The following is a 19,838-nucleotide window of genomic DNA, read 5'->3' on the forward strand; positions in this document are numbered from 1 at the left end:
CGGCCCCAACTGCCGTGCCGGATCGCTTACTTGCGGATCAGGCTGCGCAGCACGTACTGCATGATGCCGCCGTTGCGGTAGTAGTCCGCCTCGCCGGGGGTGTCGATGCGGACGACCGCGTCGAACTCCACGCCGGTGTCGGTCGTGACCTTGACCGTGCGCGGGGTCGTGCCGTTGTTCAGCTCCTCGACGCCGGTGAAGGAGAAGGTCTCCTCGCCGGTCAGGCCGAGGGAGGAGGCGTTCTGGCCCTCCGGGAACTGGAGCGGCAGGACGCCCATGCCGATGAGGTTCGAGCGGTGGATGCGCTCGTACGACTCGGTGATGACGGCCTTGACGCCGAGGAGCGCGGTGCCCTTGGCGGCCCAGTCGCGGGACGAACCGGAGCCGTACTCCTTGCCGCCCAGGATGACGAGCGGGGTGCCCTGCTCGATGTAGTTGCGCGAGGCGTCGTAGATGAACGACACGGGGCCGTCGGCCTGCGTGAAGTCGCGGGTGTAGCCGCCCTCGGTGCCCGGCGCGAGCTGGTTGCGCAGGCGGATGTTGGCGAACGTGCCGCGGATCATGACCTCGTGGTTGCCACGGCGCGAGCCGTAGCTGTTGAAGTCGCGACGCTCCACACCGTGCTCGGTGAGGTACTTGCCGGCCGGGGTGTCGGCCTTGATCGCACCGGCCGGGGAGATGTGGTCGGTGGTGACCGAGTCGCCCAGCTTGGCGAGGACGCGGGCGCCCGTGATGTCGGAGACCGGGGTGGTCTCCATCGTCATGCCCTCGAAGTACGGGGGCTTGCGGACGTAGGTGGACTCGCTGTCCCACTCGAAGGTGTTGCCGGTCGGAATCGGCAGCGCCTGCCACTGGGCGTCGCCCGCGAAGACGTCGGAGTAGGACTTGTTGAACATGTCCTCGCCGATGGCGTTCGCCACGACGTCGTTGACCTCGGCCTCGGTGGGCCAGACGTCCTTGAGGTAGACCGGGTTGCCGTCCTGGTCGGCGCCGAGGGCCTCGGTGGTGATGTCGATCTTCATCGAACCGGCCAGGGCGTACGCGACGACCAGCGGCGGGGACGCCAGGTAGTTCATCTTGACGTCGGGGTTGATGCGGCCCTCGAAGTTCCGGTTGCCGGAGAGGACCGAGGTGACGGCGAGGTCGTGGTCGTTGACGGCCTTGGAGACCTCGTCGGGCAGCGGGCCCGAGTTGCCGATGCAGGTGGTGCAGCCGTAGCCGACGAGGTTGAAGCCGACCTTGTCGAGGTAGGGGGTGAGCCCCGCCTTGTCGAAGTAGTCGGTGACGACCTTGGAGCCCGGGGCGAGGGTGGTCTTGACCCACGGCTTGCGGGTCAGGCCCTTCTCGACGGCCTTCTTCGCGACGAGCGCGGCGGCGACCATCACGTACGGGTTCGACGTGTTGGTGCAGGAGGTGATCGCGGCGACGGTGACGGCGCCGTGGTCCAGCTCGTACGTCGAGCCGTCGGGGGCGGTCACGAGGACCGGGTTCGACGGGACGCCGTCCGTGGTGGCCGGGGCGTCGGAGGCCGGGAAGGACTCCTTGCCCGCCTCGTCGACCGAGTCGACGTAGTTGCGCACGTCGACCTTGAACTGCTCGGCGGCGTTCGCGAGGACGATGCGGTCCTGCGGGCGCTTCGGGCCGGCGATCGAGGGGACGACCGTGGAGAGGTCGAGCTCCAGCTTCTCGGAGAAGTCGGGCTCGGCGGCCGGGTCGAGCCAGAGGCCCTGCTCCTTGGCGTACGCCTCGACGAGCGCGACCTGCTGGGCGTCACGGCCGGTCAGGCGCAGGTAGTTCAGGGTCTCGTCGTCGATCGGGAAGATCGCGGCGGTGGAGCCGAACTCGGGCGACATGTTGCCGATGGTGGCGCGGTTGGCGAGGCTCGTGGCCGCCACACCCTCGCCGTAGAACTCGACGAACTTGCCGACGACGCCGTGCTTGCGCAGCATCTCGGTGATCGTGAGGACCAGGTCCGTGGCGGTCGTGCCCGCCTTCAGCTCACCGGTCAGCTTGAAGCCGACGACGCGCGGGATGAGCATGGAGACCGGCTGGCCGAGCATCGCGGCCTCGGCCTCGATGCCGCCGACGCCCCAGCCGAGCACGCCCAGGCCGTTGACCATCGTGGTGTGCGAGTCGGTGCCGACCAGCGTGTCGGGGTAGGCCTGGCCGTTACGGACCATGACCGTACGAGCGAGGTGCTCGATGTTGACCTGGTGGACGATGCCGGTGCCCGGGGGGACGACCTTGAAGTCGTCGAAGGCGGTCTGGCCCCAGCGCAGGAACTGGTAGCGCTCCTTGTTGCGGCCGTACTCCAGCTCGACGTTCTGGCCGAAGGCGTCCTTGGTGCCGAACTTGTCGGCGATGACGGAGTGGTCGATGACCAGCTCGGCCGGGGAGAGCGGGTTGACCTTGTCGGCGTCGCCGCCGAGCTCCTTGACGGCCTCACGCATGGTGGCGAGGTCGACGACGCAGGGCACGCCGGTGAAGTCCTGCATGATCACGCGGGCCGGCGTGAACTGGATCTCCTGCGAGGGCTGGGCCTGGGAGTCCCAGCCGCCGACGGCGCGGATGTGGTCGGCGGTGATGTTCGCGCCGTCCTCGGTGCGGAGCAGGTTCTCCAGCAGAACCTTGAGGCTGTAGGGAAGGCGAGCAGAGCCCTCGACCTTGTCCAGCCTGAAGATCTCGTACGACTCGTCGCCCACGCGCAGCGTGCTGCGGGCGTCGAAGCTGTTCGCCGACACGACAGTCTCCTTCATATATGTGCGCGTTCCACCGCAATCCTGCCGCCATGCCACGTTGCCGATTCGCTGAGGTAAGGCTAAGTTAGGTAACCCTTACCGTCATCGTCGACGGTGCCGTGGGGCCGCGGTGCGCCTCGGCAGATATCTCGATGTCGAGATAACTCTAATACATCACCCGGGCGTGCCATCAAGCGGTGCCGTCCGAGGCCCGTCGCGTACCCGTGACCGGCTCCTTCATCGTCGTACGCGCGCGGGCGAAGCACCAGCGCTGCCGTTCGCGCCCACCGGCCGACTGATCGCGGCAAGCGGGGGTATGCGGGACGGACCACACGGAAAGGAGCCCGTTCTCATGCCGCTCACGTTCCGCAAGAGCTTCCGGATCCTGCCGGGAGTCCGCCTCAACATCAACCGCAAGTCGTGGTCGGTCACGACCGGCGGCGGCTCGCACGGGCCGCGGCGCACGCACAGCAGCACCGGCCGCCGCACGACCTCGATGGACCTGCCGGGCCCCTTCGGCTGGCGCCGGACCCGTACGGCCAAGCGCCACTGACGGGCAGTGGCGCGTCTTGTCGCCCGCTCGGACGGGCCGAGATGCGTCATCTCATATTTGAGATAGCCTGCGGCCATGGCAGACGACTACCTCGTACGTATCGGTAAGCTCATCCGCGACGCCCGCCAGCACCGGGGCTGGACGCAGACGCAGCTCGCCGAGGCGCTCGGCACCAGCCAGAGCGCTGTGAACCGCATCGAACGCGGTAATCAAAACATCAGCCTTGAGATGATCGCGCGAATCGGCGAAGCGTTGGACAGCGAGATCGTCTCTCTGGGTTACGCCGGTCCGATGCACCTGCGGGTGGTCGGCGGGCGTCGCCTGTCCGGTTCCATCGACGTGAAGACGAGCAAGAACGCGTGTGTCGCGCTGCTGTGCGCGTCCCTCCTGAACCGGGGGCGGACCGTGCTGCGGCGCGTCGCGCGGATCGAGGAGGTCTACCGGCTCCTCGAAGTGCTCGGCTCCATCGGCGTCCGCACCCGCTGGATCAACGACGGGGTGGACCTGGAGATCGTGCCGCCCGCCCGTCTCGACATGGGCGCCATCGACGCGGACGCGGCCCGCCGCACCCGCTCGATCATCATGTTCCTCGGCCCGCTGCTGCACCGCATGGACCGCTTCCAGCTGCCGTACGCCGGCGGCTGCGACCTCGGCACCCGCACGATCGAACCGCACATGATCGCGCTGCGCCGGTTCGGCCTGGACATCACGGCCACCGAGGGGCTCTACCACGCCGAGGTGCAGCCGGACGTCTCCCCCGACCGCCCGATCGTGCTGACCGAGCGCGGCGACACGGTGACGGAGAACGCGCTGCTCGCCGCCGCCCGCCACGACGGCACGACGGTGATCCGCAACGCCTCGTCCAACTACATGGTCCAGGACCTGTGCTTCTTCCTGGAGGCCCTGGGCGTCAGCGTCGAGGGCATCGGCACGACGACCCTGACCGTGCACGGCGTGCCGCACATCGACGTCGACGTGGACTACTCGCCGTCCGAGGACCCGGTCGAGGCGATGAGCCTGCTCGCCGCCGCCGTGGTCACCGAGTCCGAGCTGACCGTGCGCCGCGTCCCGATCGAGTTCCTGGAGATCGAGCTGGCCGTCCTGGAGGAGATGGGGCTCGACCACGACCGCACGGCCGAGTACACCGCCGACAACGGGCGCACGCGCCTGGTCGACCTCACGGTCCGCCCCTCCAAGCTGGAGGCGCCGATCGACAAGATCCACCCGATGCCGTTCCCGGGCCTGAACATCGACAACGTGCCGTTCTTCGCGGCGATCGCGGCGGCCGCCCAGGGCAAGACCCTGATCCACGACTGGGTCTACGACAACCGCGCGATCTACCTCACCGACCTCAACCGGCTCGGCGGCCGCCTCCAGCTCCTCGACCCGCACCGGGTGCTCGTCGAGGGGCCGACCCGCTGGCGGGCCGCCGAGATGATGTGCCCGCCCGCGCTGCGCCCCGCCGTGGTCGTGCTCCTCGCGATGATGGCGGCCGAGGGCACCTCGGTGCTGCGCAACGTGTACGTCATCAACCGCGGTTACGAGGATCTGGCGGAGCGGCTCAACTCCGTGGGCGCGCAGATCGAGACGTTCCGGGACATCTGATCCGGCGCAATGTCGTGCCCCTTGGAGGCAAGGGGCACGACACCTCAACATGCCAGCTGACCTGCGAGTACTCACCTTCACAACCCTCCATTGATCACTGTTGTTTTTCAGCGCCTTGTGCAACGCACGTGCAAGATGATCTTGAATGGTTGACGGTGCGTCAGATATGTCTGAGTACCCGTCAGCCTTTACGGAGAGTTGTCGTCGAAGTGGCCTAGCAACGTCCGAGGAGCGGCGGTGACGGCGGCGTCCCACGTCCCCGTCGGTGACCGGCAAGTGCGGTTCGTGTTGATGCAGTCGCCGCCCACGAAGTATCGGCCCATGTTCAATCCGCACCTGGACCCGTTGGTCGCGGCGATCCGTGCGGCTCGGCCGGACGTCGGTGCAGCCGTCCCCGCGCGGCAGCCCGCCAGGCGTCCTGCTGAGGCGGGCCGGACGCCTACCCCGACATAGCCACGGCCCCGATCTGCGGGTTCCGGCGATTGATCCCCTACACCACCTGGCGGGACCATCTCCAAGGTGGACGGTCATCGTCTGCTGACATTCGAGGCCTCGGGACTTGGCTGCGGCCATGGGCAAGCACCTGAACCAAGCGGGCCTCAGTGGGTGTTCTGCGAGTCTTTGCGCGGGTTCACTTTGCCGGTCGGGGCATGGTGAACAGGCCGGGTTCGGGTTTGGTGAGGATGCCGCGGCCGACGAGGCGTTTGAGCTTGGCCCGGGTGTTCTCGACGTGGTGGTTCTCGGTCCCGGTTCCCAGGGCCTCGCAGACCTCCCTGGCCCGCAGGCCCTGCTCGGTGTCCTCGAACACGGCAAGGATCTGCCGGTAGGCGGAGGGCAGCGGTTCCGGAGGGCCGGGATCACTGTCCGCGGCGAGTTCCAGCACGGTCTGTCGCGTGATGTCGAGCCGCTCCAGCTGTCGTTCGGCCGCGGACAACCGCTCGGTGAGCTGGGTGATCTGCTCGCGCAGGCGGTCAGCCTCCTCACGCGCGGCCGCCGTGCGTGCGTCGATCCTGGCCAGCAGGTCACGCATGAGGCGGGGCATCCGGGGGCCCGGGTGCCGGCCGACGGAGGGCCGCGCCAGGTCGGCGTGGTGGCACCGGTCAGCCGCCGGGTCATGACGTCGGTCATCGACCAGAGAATCATCGAGGCCGAGCTGGCCGGCAGCGTCTCGTAGTCGCGGGCCAGGCGGCGATGCAGCATCAGCGTGCCGAAGGTCTGCTCGGCGATCCACCGCTTCGGCGCGGGCGTGAACCCCTTGCTGCCGGGATCGCGCTGGACGACCTCGATGTCGATGCACAGGGCGGCACCGTGGTCGATGACCGCGTTCTTGAACCCGGCATCCACCCAGCCCTTGGTCACCGACGGGTTGTCCGCGGCGACCCGGTCCAGCAGCGCGATGCCGACGGCGTTGTCGTGCACGCTCGCGGCCACCACGATCACCGCGATCAGCAGGCCCAGGACGTCGGTAGCGATGCCCCGCTTGCGGCCCCGGCTCTTCTTGCCCGGATCCAGCCCCGTCGTCTCCTTCGGCGCGTTGACCGAGACGTGCACGGTCTGGGTGTCCATCACGATCGCCGACGGGTCCTCGCTCCGCCCCCGGCCCTCGCGGACCTGCCAGCGCAGCAGGTCATGAATCACCTGGTCGGTACCGTCGTCGCGCCACTTGCCGAAGTAGTAGTACACCGCGGTGTACGGCGGGAAGTCGTGCGGCAGGTAGCGCCACTGGCAGCCCACCCGGGCCTGGTACAGGATCGCGTTGACGATCTCCCGCATCTCGTACCGGCCCTCATGGCCGCTGACCGAGCGGTGCTGTCCCTTCCAGGACGTGATGACCGGCCGGATCAGCTCCCACGCCTCGTCCGACAGATCACTCGGATACGGCTGCCGCTCGGCCACGTCTCCAGCACACCGCAGGACCGGCCGACCGCAACCCACCAAACCGGACAACCCGCCACGACGACTCGCAGAACACCCACTAAAGCTCCGCACCGTCGCCGCCAACGGGGATCTCGACGCCTACTGGAAGCACCACCTCGCCGCCGAGCATGAGCGCCTCTACCCAGCTGACCAGCACCAATACGCGCTCACGGCCTGACCGCGACCTCACTCAGGAAGAGCTGCACCCATATCGTTTGAGGCATCGGATGATCTCACGCCGGGTCTTGCCCTCCTGGGTGTGGCGTTCGTAGTACGCCTGGGTGCGTGGGTCGTGCCGCAGGCGGGTGAACACGATGCGGTACAGGGCGGCGTTGGCCTGCCGGTCGCCGCCATGGTTGAGCCGACGCGAGCTCCATCGGTGCTGGGCCAGCAGGCTCAGGGTGATGCAGGTGGCCTGGACCACCGCGCCCTCGTCGCCCCCGCCGTCGTGCAGGCCGAAGCGCGCGCAGGTGCGGAACAACTTTCGTTTGCCCGGGCTGGACAGTCCTTCCCACAGGGCGGGGTCGGCTATGACCAGGACGGCCTTGAGCTGGTTGATTGCCTGAGTGCGGGCCTTGACCGCGGAGTCCTTGGCGAGCTTGAACATGCGGGCGCTGTGCATCGGACCGTCGCCGGTTTTGGCCCGGGCCCGGGCGCGGCCGCTGAGCACGGCCCGCGCGGCGGCCTGCGCATCGAGCGGGTTCGACTTACCGAGCAGCCGGCGGGCCGTGCGGTCGGACCGGTTCACTTCGTACACCTGGACGTGCTGGGCCAGCAGGTAGCGGGATAGGCCCGCTCCGAAGGTGCCGGTGCCGTGGTGTTCGATGTCGTCGTACGGCTCTCCAACCAGCCGGGGCCACAATTCACTCGTCGTCGGTGACCTCGCCGCCCAGAAAGCCTCGGCGATCGCCTTGAACTCATCGGGAGCGGCCAGGAGGTCCTGGACGATCTCCTGCGCGATGACCTCGGGCGGTAGGTCGTTGTCCCTCGTCCTCGAGGGCCGGGTCCTTCATCCAGGTGATGTCGAAGTTGACCTTGTCGCGCTTAATCAGGTCGTCATACTCGAAGACCCGCCACGGACCCTCCGGGGTCTCGGAGGGGACGCGGCTCTCGCTGTCATCGGCCTTGTAGGCGTCGACGAAGTCCTGGAGGTGAGCGCGGGTAAGGGGACGCTGCTTGAGGGTGAAGTGCTGGCCGGTGCGGAAGTCGTACACCCAGGTGCGCTCGGTGTGGGGCTTGCCGTCGGCACGGGGCGCCTTCTTCTCGAAGAAGAGGACGTTGGCCTTGACGCCGCCGGCGTAGAAGATGCCCGTGGGCAACCGCAGGATGGTGTGCAGGTTGAACTCGTTCAGCAGCCGCCTACGGATCTTTTCGCCGGCACCGCCCTCGAACAACACGTTGTCCGGGAGGACGACAGCCGCGCGGCCGTCGATCGAGGTGAGCGACATGATGTGCTGCAGGAAGTTGAGCTGCTTGTTCGTCGTGGTGGCGGTGAGGTCGTCGCGGTCGTACTCGACGTCTTCCTTTTCGACCTGTCCGTCCTGACCAATGATGCTGATGGCGGACTTGCGGCCGAAGGGCGGGTTCGCGAGGACGAGCGTCGCGCGCTTGCCGGATGGCTTCTCGGCCAGGGCGTCTCCGACCGAGACGAGGCTGGGGCCGTCGCTGGCGCCGATGCCATGCAGCAGCATGTTCATCGCCGCGAGTCGGGCAGTGCCCGTGACGAGCTCGTTGCCGCGGATGTGGTCGCCTCGCTGGAGGGCTTCGCGCTTCTCCCCGGGCAGGCCCTGCATGTGGTGCTTACGCAGGTACGTGTGGGCGGCGATGAGGAAGCCGCCAGTGCCGCAGGCCGGGTCGGCGATGATGTCGTCCGGTGTCGGCCTCGAGACCTCGACGATCGCGTCGATGAGGGCGCGAGGGGTGAAGTATTGGCCAGCACCTGTCTTGGTGTCGGAGGCGCCCTTGTTGAGAAGCCCTTCGTACGCGTCGCCCTTGAGGTCCGCCCCCTTGATGGTCCACTGTTCGCGGCCGATCAGGTCGACAACGAGCTTCTCCAAGAGCGCGGGCTTGGTGATGCGGTTCTGCGCCTCGGCGAAGATCGTGCCGATAGTGGTGCCGGGGCGGCGGCCCAGCTCGTCGAGGATGGCGCGGTAGTGCTTCTCCAACTCCACCCCACGCTTGCTAGCCAGGGACTTCCAGTCGTAGCCCTCGGGGACGACCTGGGCAATGTCGTCGTCCTCCCAAGCCTCCTCGGCAAGCTCATCGACCATCTTCAAGAATAGTAAGTAGGACAGTTGTTCGACGTACTCGATGGTGGACAGGCCGTTGTCCCGCAGGACGTTGCAGTAGTTCCAGAGCTTGGCGACCAGCGTGTTGGTCTGAGCCGCGGCGCGTGCGCGAACCTCCGGCGGCGCGTCCGTGGCGAGGTTCTCAACCAGATCGGTCACCCCCGCCCGCAGCCTCTTGCCAGACCCGTCGTCGTACGGCGGCGCACCCTGCCTACTCGGTTCAGAGTCCCCGATCCGGGCCGCCCCATACCTCAGGGAGCCTTCAGTCACTGGTCTGGGCACCACAGTGCGGTCCGGTACGGATGTCATCGGGATGGAATCTGCGGACGGGATACCGAGACGCGTCAGCAGCTGCTCCCGCAGCCAACCGAAGGGGCGTCCGATGTCGTCGATCACGGAGAAGCCCTCCGGGTGGCCGACCCAGGCCGGGAAGACCGGGGCACGGCCGACGGCTGCTTCGATGTGGCGCGTGATGGCATCGGTGGTACGCAGCAGTTCCTTCGGGGAGACGGCGCTGAGCAGAATTCGGCGGGCGTCGCTCGCGAAGTCGAACCGTCGGTGGTGCGGCAGCCGTTCCGGCTCGGCAGCATCCGCCTCGTGCATCAGTCCGCCCAGAAACACCTCCATTAGATGTCCGGGGTCCGTCGGAGGCCCGATGGCGGCCTGCACCAGACGCATCACGGGAGGCGTTACAGGCGCGACCGCTGCGACGTGGGCCGCCAGCCGGTACGCCTCGGCGGACGCGGCCTCCCTGAAGCGGAGCACCGCTTCGGCGGCGTCAATTCCCCGAGTGTCGGCGGCGGGCCGACCACAGCTTTGCTGGCCGCCGTCCCACAGCGGGAGGAGAGCGGTGCCCCCGGGCGAGGCGATGAGTAGCGCCCAGTCGGCAACGGCCTCGGGGGTCGGCGTGAGGACGGGGACGGGTACGGAGTCGAAGCGGACGAGGTCCGGCGGCAGGTCCGGATCAGTGACATGCCAGGCGCAGGTCGGGCCGCCACGCCGTCGGGTGGTGACCTGCCAGCGCCGTGCGCCGATCCCAGTGCCCGCCCAGAGCCGGGTTGGCAGCGCGTGGACGATCGCCGTGGGCCCGCACCTTCCCCAACGTCCCGTCACCTGCCTCATCCCGCCGTTCCGCCAGGCTGCGCCCACGCCGTCACTGACAATGAGGACGAGGGTGTTCCCGCTCGGGTCACACAGAGTCTTTGGCGAAAGAAGACGGCTGCGGTGGCGATACGGGCTGGCCCGCAAGGACGGGATGGCGCCGCGCGTGTCGAGTCCGTACACACGTACATCGCGGAACGCCCCGGCGCGTTCCATCAGCGCTCGGATGTCGGCGGCAAGGCGTTGCCAGAGAACCATGGAGATGCCGTCATCGACCACAAGAGCCAGGGACAGCCAGCGGGTGCGCGCCTGGCGGGTGACAGGCTCGGGCACGCCTGTGTCGGCCATGGCCGCGACGGTTCGCGCAATATCGAGTTCATAGCGACGCCGGTCGGGGAAGCGCTGCCGCAGCGGCCGGAGGGACTTACCAAGTCGGAGCTGCCTGGCCCCAATGAGGCGGCTTTCCGGAGCACGGACAGCGACCGCCCGGGACGGGATCGCCCCTGCGGACACCTCCGGGTCGTCATGGGCACGGGGCCGCGCTGTGGCTTGGACGGGGTTCGCGGACGCTGGGTCTGTTGACTCCGCAGTCGTCGGCTCGGCAGTCGGCGTGTCGTGCCCCGCAGCCTCCGGCACGGGTGTCGCCGATCCGTTGTGGTGGAGGGCGCCATGCTGCTCCGAGAGCGTCGCAGGTTCGCCAACGGCACGTGCCACGGGTGCAACCCCTCGGGGCAGCCTTCTGGCGAGCCATAGAACGTCGAGGAGTTCCTCATAGGAGATCTCTGCCCCACTCTCGGCCAGGACCTTCGTCACGCGCGAGATCACGGCGTCACACAGCTTCACCGAGGCGGTGCAGGACGGCCTCGAGAAGGGAGCCCGCGTCAAGGTTCACCCCGCCCTTCCGGAGGAAGACAGCGTTAAGTAGCTGGTCTGTGGCGAGTTCACCCGCAGCGCGGCGCCCCAGGAACTCGCGGAGCAGGTCGTCCGTGTGGTTCAGAGCGTCGGGACCGAGGTGGGCGGCGATGATCTCACGCAGGCGACGCTCATCGGGCTCGGGAAGATCGAGGCGGACGCAGCGCCGCAGAAAGGCGGGTGGGAAGTCACGTTCGCCATTGCTGGTGATGATCACGACCGGGAACTCACTGCACCGGACGCGGCCGCGTGTAACTGGGGCAAATTCGTCCGGGTCGTCGGTCTGGACATGCACAGGCGTGTGGTCGTCGGGTAGCCGGGTGAGTTCAGGAATGGCGAACTCACCCTCCTCAAAGACGGTCAGCAGGTCGTTGGGTAGGTCGATGTCGCCCTTGTCCAGCTCGTCGATGAGCAGCACTCTAGGGCGTTCTCGGGGCAGGAGGGCGTTGCCCAGGGCGCCAAGCCGGATGTACTGGCCGATGTCCGGTTCCGTGCCTTCCGCGTCACGCAGCAAGGTGGCCTCGCGTAGCCGGCCGACCGCGTCGTACTGGTAGAGAGCGTCCTGCAGGGTGGAGCGGCTGTTGACCGGCCACTGCAGGACGCGGCCGAGCGTGAGTTCGTGGGCAACGGCGTGAGCCAGCGAGGACTTGCCCGTGCCAGGTTGCCCGGTCACCAGGAGAGGTCGGCGCAGGTGGAGCGCCGCATTCACGACGTCGGCCTCGTCGGGGCCGATTAGGTAGGGCCGTGCGTAGGAAACGCTGGCATCGGTCACGGACTCCAGCCCGAAGCGACGCCACGGCGGAGCGGCAGGGAACGGGGTCTCACGGCGTTCGCCGTCACCGCGGAAGAGCCGCCAGACTTCGCTTCCGCCATCGGAGGACGGACGCTGCGGAGATGCACCGGACAGGGGATGGGAGGTGGTCATGACGTTTGCGTTCCTCTCCGGGGGTCCGTCAGTTGTAGCGACTCGATCCTCGGGTGACGACCTTCTGGCTCCCACACAAGGGAGGGCCGTGGACGCCGATCCGTCGAGCAGGCCGCCGAGCGGCTCCGAAAGCACCGGACCCGCTCGGTGAGCCCCTCCAGGTCGCTGGAGGGAGCCAAGCTCTCCAGTCCCCCGGCGTCGTTATGGCCGACGGGATCGCGGTCCCAGAGAACGACGGGGACACCCAAGGCGAGAGTGGCCAGCAGCCAGCGCTTCCGCTCGTCGGCGGGACTGTGGAGGACCACTCGCGCGGTGTCGCGATGCTCGGTCTTCAGCAGGTCCACGAGCTGATCCCTGCTCTCGCACGTCTGGCTGATGACCAGCGTCGTCCCTCGTCCGATCTTCCACCGGCGTTCCTGATCACCTTGGCGTTCCGGTATCAGGTCGCTCAGCTCGGGGCAGCTCAGAGAGACGCGGTACTCGGCTCCAATCGGCCAAGCCGGAAGGATGTCGTTGGGCACTGCCGGCACCCATTCGTCGACGGCCAGGTGGAGCCCCTCGGGGTCGACCACGACGGTCACCCACGGCACATGGTCTCGCTGCCCGGGTTCCTGGCGGACGGCGAAGATCGCCTCGCTCAGGCTGCTCGCCACCTCCTGCGGGGTCTTGGACCCCGACTCTGCCTCCTTGAGTACCCGGTATGAGCCGTCGTCGCGGACGAGCAGGATTCGACACCGGTACCGGTCGTCCCCCACGGCATCATCGTGTTCCAGCTCCATCACCACCCGCGACACCGGCGAGGCGGGGCGCTTCGCCCACCGGGCGGCGTCCGCACGCCGCTCACTCAAGGCCCCGGGATGGACACCGAGCCGGTCGGCGACCGTCCCCGACCACGCGCGCAGGCCGTCAGCCAGCTCGTCGCCAGCGGACGCCGCCACATACTCGACGAGCCGCAGAAGCGCTGGCACCGGTGGAGTGTGGTCGGGGACGCTCTCGCCGTCGGGTAGGTCCTCCAGACACTCGATTGCGTTGGCAAGGCGATCCTCATCGAGCCGCAGTCGAGTAAGAGGCTCGGGCAGCACGACGTACGGCAACGCTTCACGGGCAGCCTGGGGCAGGAGGGTCGGATACTCATCGCAGACGCGACGCAGCAGGCAGAGCAGGTCCTCGTACTCGTTCACCGAGAGCAGCGACCCGCATTCGAGTGCCCTGGCACGTGAGAAGAGATGGGTGAGAGCTCCGCGCACCGTGCCCTCCGCGGTCCGGGCGACGACTTCACCGAGCGACGCGAGCGCGCGGCGATGCTCCATGACAAGCGCCACGAGGTCGGCGATGGCCGGCTCGTAGCCGTTGGCGTCGTAACCCAGTTCGTGCACCAAGGCTCGCGCGTGCCCGGTGCGCACATCCGGGTCCGGGAACAACGGCGTGAGTAGCTTCTCCAATTCGCGCTCGGCGAACGTACGTTCCGAGGCAAGCCCCGCCTTGGGGAGGGACGCGCCGATCGCGCTCAGTCCGGGACGCCCGCCGGTGTGCTTCTCGAGATGGGATACAAAGCCGCCGTCCTCGGCGAAGGAAGACACTGGTAGGGCAAGCAGTCGGCGGGCTCCGTAGGCCGCGTCTTCCTCGGTCACTACCCCAACCAGATAGCCACAGCAGAAGATCGCAGCCCCCGAGGCCCCACCCCAGGCGTTCCCGCCGCCGGTACGGGGAACCGGCGCCGGGCCTTGGTCCAGGACGTAGCGGTCCTTGCCGCCGGAGAGGACCGACAGGTCACCTCGCAGGTGCTCCGGCTCCCGGCCCTCCGCCTTGGAGGCCCATGGGAAGCCGAGCCCCTCGTACTTCAGCGGCCGTATGCCCGTAGGGCGGCCCCAGCGAACGGCGCCAGGAAGGTCGATCTCCCGGTCAACGGACAGCAGCGCGACGTCAAGGCCGTCCGGGTGCTCCCAGAGCAGCTCTGCGGTCGCCCTTGTCGTCTCGCCGTAGCGGTCGTGCCCGACGCGTACGGTGATCTTCGGCCAGAACTTTTCGGTGGCCTGGTCAACCAACACGTGACGGGCGGTCAACACCAACCGTGGGGCGATCAGATAGCCGGAGCCGACGGTGAGGCGTCCCTCGCCGCCACCCCCGCTTCGGATCTGCGCCAGTCTGTGCGGATCCACGTCAGTCCTCGTCCAGCGCCCCGAACTCGTCGTCGCCGACCTCGGGGCGCGCGCCACCGATGGCCCGGTCCTTGACCGACAGTCTCAGCGTCAGTTTGTGGGTACTGACGGTGGAATGCTCACCGCCCGCGCCGACGGCAACCACACCGAAGGAGAGCTTGCCGTCTCCCTTAACGGACTTGCGCAGTTCAAGCCGCAGCTCCAGCTCCGCCTCTTCGACGCCGAAGGCGAACTGCTGGTTGACACCAAGCCGCTGCGCCTCGTACAGCTCCTGCCGCAGCTCTTCGATGGCCGTGGCCAGACCAATCGTCGACATCTCCGCCCGCCCCCGGTTCAGGACAATCACAAAACACTAGGTTCGCCGGTACGTTACAGCGCTCATGAGACATCTCGAACCTCGGTCATGAACAATCGGTCACGAAAGGAGGCGACCACCGCATGCCACCACGCGAGAGGAAGTCCAACGACCAGGTCGTGGGTGGGTGGTGCGAGGTGCTGCCGACCGAAGAGCCACTGATCCCGTAGTCGCCGCCCTCCTCGCTCCGTACAGCATGCCGTCGGCCGAAATCAGTAGCCAGGGCACCCCGGAGACCCGGACGGCCACTCCTTGGAAGCCGCTGAAGACAAGAAGCCATGCTTCCCTGGAACCTCCCGGTCGAGATCGAGGCCGAACTGGAGCTGCACAGCGCGCGGAGCTGGATGGGCGGCCCGGGAGGGCCGGATGTGTCCCGAGACGTACTGAGTGTTTTGCCCTGTCTCGTTGCTGGATGTGGCGTTTTTGAAGTCCGGCTCCGTTGGGGCAGGTGAGGCGGTCGGGTCGAGAGCCCGCATTGCGACGGCAGGGGACTGTTTCGTTCCGGCATCTCCCGTCTCCTCCCAACTCGCCACCCTCAGCGGCCGTTTGGCCGCTGGCCCTGGGCGTCATACCGCGGTATTTCTGCAACATGGCACCGCGCGACAGGTACCCCAGCGACCTGTCCGACCAGCGCTGGGAACTGATCGAACCCGTGCTCACCGCCTGGCGGAACGAGCGGCGCCGGCATGCCCTCGACATCGGGCGCCGGCCCGAGCACGACCTGCGCCAGATCATGAACGCGATCCTGTACGTGGACCGCACCGGCATCGCCTGGCGCTACCTGCCCCACGACTTCCCGAACTGGAACACCGTCTACGGCTACTTCGCCCGCTGGCAGACCGACGGCGTCTGCGAGCAGCTCACCGGGGTGCTCCGGCGCCTGGTCCGCGAGCGGGAGGGCCGCGACGCCGAGCCGTCGGCCTGCGTGCTCGACTCTCAGACGATCAAGACCTCGGCGAACGTGCCGCGGGCCGGCCAGGGCACCGACGCGGGCAAGCGGATCATCGGGCGCAAGCGGCACCTGGGCTGCGACACCGTGGGCCTGCTGCTGACCGTGCTGGTCACCGCCGCCAGCGTGTCCGACACCGCGGCCGGCGTCACCCTGCTGTCCCGCATCGCCGCCGCCCATCCCCGCATCCGCAAGGCCTGGGTGGACGCCGGCTACCGCACCACGGCCATCGACCACGGCGCCCGCCTGGGCATCGACGTCCATCCCGTCCAACGCCCGCCCGGCGCCCACGGGTTCACCATCATCCCGCGGCGGTGGACCATCGAGCGCAGCATTGGCTGGCTCATGCACCACCGCCGCCTCGCCCGCGACTACGAGCGCCACCCGCACCGCTCCGAGGCAATGATCCACCTCGCGATGATCGACCTCATGGCCCGCCGCCTCACCCACGAAGCCACCCCCAACTGGCGCGGAACCTAACCCGGGACCAAACGCATACTCCAGGGCCAAACGCTCAGTCAGAAGGTGAACACCGGCGATACGGTTATTCCAGGTCCCAAACGGCGCTGAAGAGGGCCAGCTCGAGCACGTCTGGGGCTGCGGGCCAGTCGATCGACGCGGCCGCGAGTCGCTCGTTGGCGGCGTACATCCACCGGAGGTAGACGTCGTAACGGTGGGAGCTCCAGCCGCTGTCGCGCCAGATCCACTTGGCGATCGCCTCGGACCACTCATAGCCAACCGCACGTCCAACCTTCGTGGCGTGCCTGCGCAGGATCCCGGCGAGCACGCTGTCGAGGATCAGGGGACGTGGGCCCTTCACGTCTGGCAGCGCCTGGCCCGCGAAGTAAAGGAATTTGGTGAGGAACGCCGGCCCGAGGCCATCGAGAGTGTGTAGCACCTCGTAGGCTGCGACCGCGCCCTCGTCGACGAGCAGGGACACCGCCTCGGTGAGGACGGCCTCAGCGCTGGGCTGGGCGAGCACCTGACGAGTGCGGTACGGGCCGTAGCCCGTAACACCGTAGCCCCACACCTGCGTGGCCACGAACGCCTCTGCCCAGCTCTCGGACTGCTCCGCGGCCCGGACCGCGGCCACGACTTCGGCTCGGCTCACCGAGGCCGAATCGGCCGCCGCCCGGTCGGCGAAGGCGGTGGGCCAGGGTGTTACGGCCATCCAGGTGGATGGCGCGTACGGGATGGTGTGAGGGCCACTTCCGTTCGCGTACCGCTGGCCGCGCTCCGGGTCGGCTAGCCACTGCCCCAGTGACTCCACCGCGCTTATCGGCAGCAGCAGTTCGAGCATCGTCTCATCGAGCTTGTCCGCCTGCCTCTGGCCGTACCTCATGACTATCGTCGCCCCCCATCTCCTCATGTGACGCGTCATAGTGGCGTGTAGCGGTGACTGAGGCGCCACGCCGACCCTCGACTGCTGGCTTTGCACCGCTTCCCGCTACTGCGGTCACCAGGGTCGGGCCTGCTGCAAGGTTGGGTGACAGGTTTGACCTGCCCCATGTCTCGGGTTCCAGTTCTGGTGGCTACCTGAAAGCCCTTCGCGGAAGGCTGGCAGTCATGCCTCGCCCCTATCCTCAAGAGTTCCGGGCACGTGCCATCGCACTGGTCCGCGCCGGCAAGCAGGCCAAGCAGACTGCCGCGAGGCCGTAACCGTAGGGGCACACTGACTGCCCCTACGTGGCTCGAAGCCGCTGTGCGTCCGAGGGCAGCAGGGCAGGAGAAGCCGCGTCGAAGAACGCGCGCAACGGCTCCATCACCACGGCAGCGCGGGCGGTGTCTGACAGCAAGGTCTTGTCCAACTCCAGCGTCAGATCCAGCCCGGTCGGCACTGTGGTGACCAGCCAACGCAGCATGACGCCGTGCGCGACGCGGCGCAGCATCTCCAGCTCCTTCGCATCGATGTCACGCGTGTCGTCTCCGTGGGCGTACTTGGAGCGGCGCGCGTACGCCCTGCCAACCACCTCGGCGACCTCAAGGCGCAGCGCATCGGTCATCCACAAAGCCGCGGCCCGCTGCTTCACCTTGCGGCTGAGATCGGTTTGCCCTTCGTCCGCCAGAAGCGCCTCCATGGCGACCACGTAGTGCAGCGTGACCTCGTCTGCGTCCTCCTCCCACACGAAATCATTGCCGTAGGTGCGGTGGGCGGCCCGCAGGAGGTGCTCGGCGGCGCGCTGCAGGCGCCGTGCCCGAGTCTTGGCCTTCTTGTTCTTCTCGTTGGCGCCCTCGAGCACCGCGCCGATCAAGCCGTCGACGGCCGCGCAGAAAGCGCCGAGCCGGGAAATGCCCCGACCCGTCAGCCGCCACAGCCCCGTCTCTCGCCGTTCGTACTCGATCTCCTGGCCGTCGCCGGTGGCATAGATGTCCGGGACCACCGGCACAGAGCCGGCGTATAGATCCGCGCACCGTCCCGGCTCGACGATGAACCAGGCATTCATTCTGATGACATCATCGCTCCACAGCAGCATGGGCAGTAGCGGACGCCAGTGGTGGAGTTCGGGACATGACGGCATCTCCAGAAGTGGAAACCGGTGACCGCTGAGCAGGGGCCGATCCGGGACCACCCGCCGGAGGAACGGAGCGCCCTTGAGGACGGACACGTTCTGCCAGCTGGCCGGAGCTGACGGCATCACGGCGTACATGGGCGGCAGCAGCTGCTTCGTCTCCTCATCCGAAAGCGCTTCCAGCACATACTCGCCGATCTCAATCCGCGTGCCAGCTGAGATCTCCCCGTCGAGAAGCAGCCAGTCCTCCGAAGAAGGCAGCGAGGCACGACAGAACCTACCGAACTCCGCCACCGCCCGGTCCAAATCGACGTCCTGGCCGCGCGCGACGGCATCGGCGATGAGCCCCAACCCACTCAGCCCCAACAGCATCTCGTTACGCAGACGATGATCCTTGGAATAGAGATCGGGACGCCGTTCCTCAGGCGCAAGCGCAACGACACTGGCGGTGACCCGTGACCAGCTGGCAAGAGCACTCAGCGGCCGCCAATCCCCCACGTACGATCCAGCCGACCCGGGCGCGCGTACGTCGGCGAACCAAGCCATCAACTCAGCCGCGAAGGGCTGCAGTTCATCAGAGTCCACACACTCAAGCGTATCGATTTGCTGGGTAGGGCTGCGGCGGTGCGAGAGCGACCGAGTGGATCACAGGGCCCTAAGTTGATCGTTGAGGAGCAGTTGCTTCGTCAGTGCATTGGTCGGTGAGATGATCGCCGTCGGCTGTGTGACCAGTTCGTAGATGGGGGCGGCAACAATGCTCAAGGACTCGTCGTTGCGTGGCTACTTACTCGAAGAGTCGCTGGCCTGGCTGCTGCGCTTCAGCGGCTACCGGCTTCTCGTCCACGAAGATCAGGATCCGGTCGAGTTGGTGACGGAGGGCCAGACTCTACGGGTCCGAGGGCGGGGCGCGCTCCACCAGGTCGACGTTCTCGGAGAGTTCGCCTTCACCCCGGCGTTCTCCATGCCGGTGCGGCTGTTTCTGGAAGCCAAGTACTACCAGACACGCTGCGAGTTGGAGGTCGTCCGGAACGCCCACGGTGTTGTGCACGACGTGAACGAGAACTTCATGACGGGCTCCGGGACGCGGCCCCGGCAGCGGTACAAGTACTCGTACGCGTTGTTCTCCGCGAGTGGGTTCACCGCCGACGCCCAGAAGTACGCGCTCGCCCACCAGATCTCTCTCGTGGATCTGTCGGGTGCCTCCTTCGCCTGGCTGCTTGGCCACATCGGGGCTACGGCGACGAGTCTGTGCACGGCGCAGCAGCATCTGCCGAAGTCGGCCCCGTTCCCGCTGAATTGGATGCGCTCCGAGCTGCGGAAGGCGCTGGGGACATCCTCGCTGGAGCTGCCACCGGTTTCCATCCCCGAGGGGAAGTTCAAGCAGGCCAGCGGCACCGTGATTGAGGACTTCGCCACGGTGCTCCGGCAGCACAGCGACGCGGAGCTGCTCCTCGGTTTCCCTGCCGCGCCATTCATCCTGCCGCTCGCCGCCGATGATCACCGAGGGTTCCTGGAGTACGCCGAGGCGAAGCCCGACCATACGGTGCGGATCAGACGACGGGGTGTGGGAGCCGCGGCGGAATGGACGCTCTCGCCCGCAGACGCGGTCGGCGCCTATGAACTCGCCTTCAAGCTCCCAGAGCACATCGAGGAGTGGATCAGCGGCATCGGAGAGAAGGAGCGCTACCGCACCGCGGAGGTCAAAAAGCAGTTCCTGTCGGCGATCACGCTCTATCGCATGAACGGCACCGGCGTACGCGCCTACCAGCTGCGCTATGAGGCGAGTTCCTTGTCCCGGGCCGGGGCCCCGTAGGCAATTCCGGCCC

Annotated in this window: 12 protein-coding genes and 2 pseudogenes; 4 read left to right on the top strand and 10 right to left on the bottom strand. The window is 67.6% G+C overall.

The features are described 5' to 3' along the window. Positions 1 to 26: 26 nt before the first annotated feature. Positions 27 to 2,741 carry an aconitate hydratase AcnA gene (gene acnA / locus ABD366_RS29380; protein WP_324773622.1) on the bottom strand — a complete coding sequence of 905 codons (2,715 nt, stop codon included), beginning with the start codon at positions 2,739 to 2,741 and terminating at the stop codon, positions 27 to 29. Positions 2,742 to 3,090: 349 nt separating this feature from the next. Here acnA and ABD366_RS29385 point away from each other — a divergent pair, with 349 nt between their 5' ends. Together ABD366_RS29385 and ABD366_RS29390 are read left to right on the top strand one after the other, a co-directional pair. Then, complete coding sequence (locus ABD366_RS29385) at positions 3,091 to 3,291, top strand: DUF4236 domain-containing protein (protein ID WP_324773624.1); 201 nt, start codon at positions 3,091 to 3,093, stop codon at positions 3,289 to 3,291. 75 nt (positions 3,292 to 3,366) lie between these two features. Continuing rightward, complete coding sequence (locus ABD366_RS29390; protein ID WP_324773626.1) at positions 3,367 to 4,896, top strand: helix-turn-helix domain-containing protein; 1,530 nt, start codon at positions 3,367 to 3,369, stop codon at positions 4,894 to 4,896. Positions 4,897 to 5,527: 631 nt separating this feature from the next. Here the strand turns inward: ABD366_RS29390 and ABD366_RS29395 are convergent. The 7 genes and pseudogenes from ABD366_RS29395 to ABD366_RS29425 form a co-directional block, all read right to left on the bottom strand. After that, the gene (locus ABD366_RS29395; protein ID WP_324773628.1) at positions 5,528 to 5,926 is read right to left on the bottom strand and encodes a hypothetical protein; all 399 of its coding nucleotides are present in this window, start codon (positions 5,924 to 5,926) and stop codon (positions 5,528 to 5,530) included. A gap of 41 nt (positions 5,927 to 5,967) precedes the next feature. After that, positions 5,968 to 6,792: pseudogene (locus ABD366_RS29400) on the bottom strand (IS5 family transposase); the annotation flags it as partial. A gap of 211 nt (positions 6,793 to 7,003) precedes the next feature. After that, positions 7,004 to 7,624 (bottom strand): annotated as a pseudogene (locus ABD366_RS29405) (transposase); the annotation flags it as partial. A gap of 106 nt (positions 7,625 to 7,730) precedes the next feature. Further along, complete coding sequence (locus tag ABD366_RS29410) at positions 7,731 to 11,045, bottom strand: SAV_2336 N-terminal domain-related protein (RefSeq protein ID WP_324773632.1); 3,315 nt, start codon at positions 11,043 to 11,045, stop codon at positions 7,731 to 7,733. After that, positions 11,032 to 12,039 carry an AAA family ATPase gene (locus tag ABD366_RS29415; RefSeq protein ID WP_324773634.1) on the bottom strand — a complete coding sequence of 336 codons (1,008 nt, stop codon included), beginning with the start codon at positions 12,037 to 12,039 and terminating at the stop codon, positions 11,032 to 11,034. The genes ABD366_RS29410 and ABD366_RS29415 overlap by 14 nt, the downstream gene beginning before the upstream one ends. After that, positions 12,036 to 14,198, bottom strand: a complete 2,163-nt coding sequence (locus ABD366_RS29420; RefSeq protein ID WP_324773636.1) for a VMAP-C domain-containing protein — start codon at positions 14,196 to 14,198, stop codon at positions 12,036 to 12,038. Before ABD366_RS29420 ends, ABD366_RS29415 begins: the two co-directional genes overlap by 4 nt. Before the next feature lies 1 nt (position 14,199). Then, entirely contained in the window at positions 14,200 to 14,514 is a 315-nt protein-coding gene (locus ABD366_RS29425; RefSeq protein ID WP_324773638.1) for a trypco2 family protein, read from the bottom strand. Positions 14,515 to 15,142: 628 nt separating this feature from the next. Between ABD366_RS29425 and ABD366_RS29430 the strand changes: the two genes are divergently transcribed. Next, positions 15,143 to 15,982, top strand: a complete 840-nt coding sequence (locus tag ABD366_RS29430) for an IS5 family transposase (protein ID WP_324773640.1) — start codon at positions 15,143 to 15,145, stop codon at positions 15,980 to 15,982. 64 nt (positions 15,983 to 16,046) lie between these two features. On the opposite strand, the gene ABD366_RS29435 is transcribed toward ABD366_RS29430, so the two are convergent. After that, positions 16,047 to 16,844 (bottom strand): 8-oxoguanine DNA glycosylase OGG fold protein, encoded by a 798-nt coding sequence (locus ABD366_RS29435; RefSeq protein WP_098894640.1) that lies wholly within the window; start codon positions 16,842 to 16,844, stop codon positions 16,047 to 16,049. A 340-nt stretch (positions 16,845 to 17,184) separates the two neighbouring features. Then, positions 17,185 to 18,597, bottom strand: a complete 1,413-nt coding sequence (locus tag ABD366_RS29440; protein WP_324773642.1) for a hypothetical protein — start codon at positions 18,595 to 18,597, stop codon at positions 17,185 to 17,187. 154 nt (positions 18,598 to 18,751) lie between these two features. Here ABD366_RS29440 and ABD366_RS29445 point away from each other — a divergent pair, with 154 nt between their 5' ends. Beyond that, complete coding sequence (locus ABD366_RS29445) at positions 18,752 to 19,825, top strand: hypothetical protein (protein ID WP_324773644.1); 1,074 nt, start codon at positions 18,752 to 18,754, stop codon at positions 19,823 to 19,825. Positions 19,826 to 19,838 lie beyond the last annotated feature (13 nt).

The organism is Streptomyces kunmingensis, assembly GCF_039533535.1.
GTDB classification, from domain to species: domain Bacteria; phylum Actinomycetota; class Actinomycetes; order Streptomycetales; family Streptomycetaceae; genus Streptomyces; species Streptomyces kunmingensis.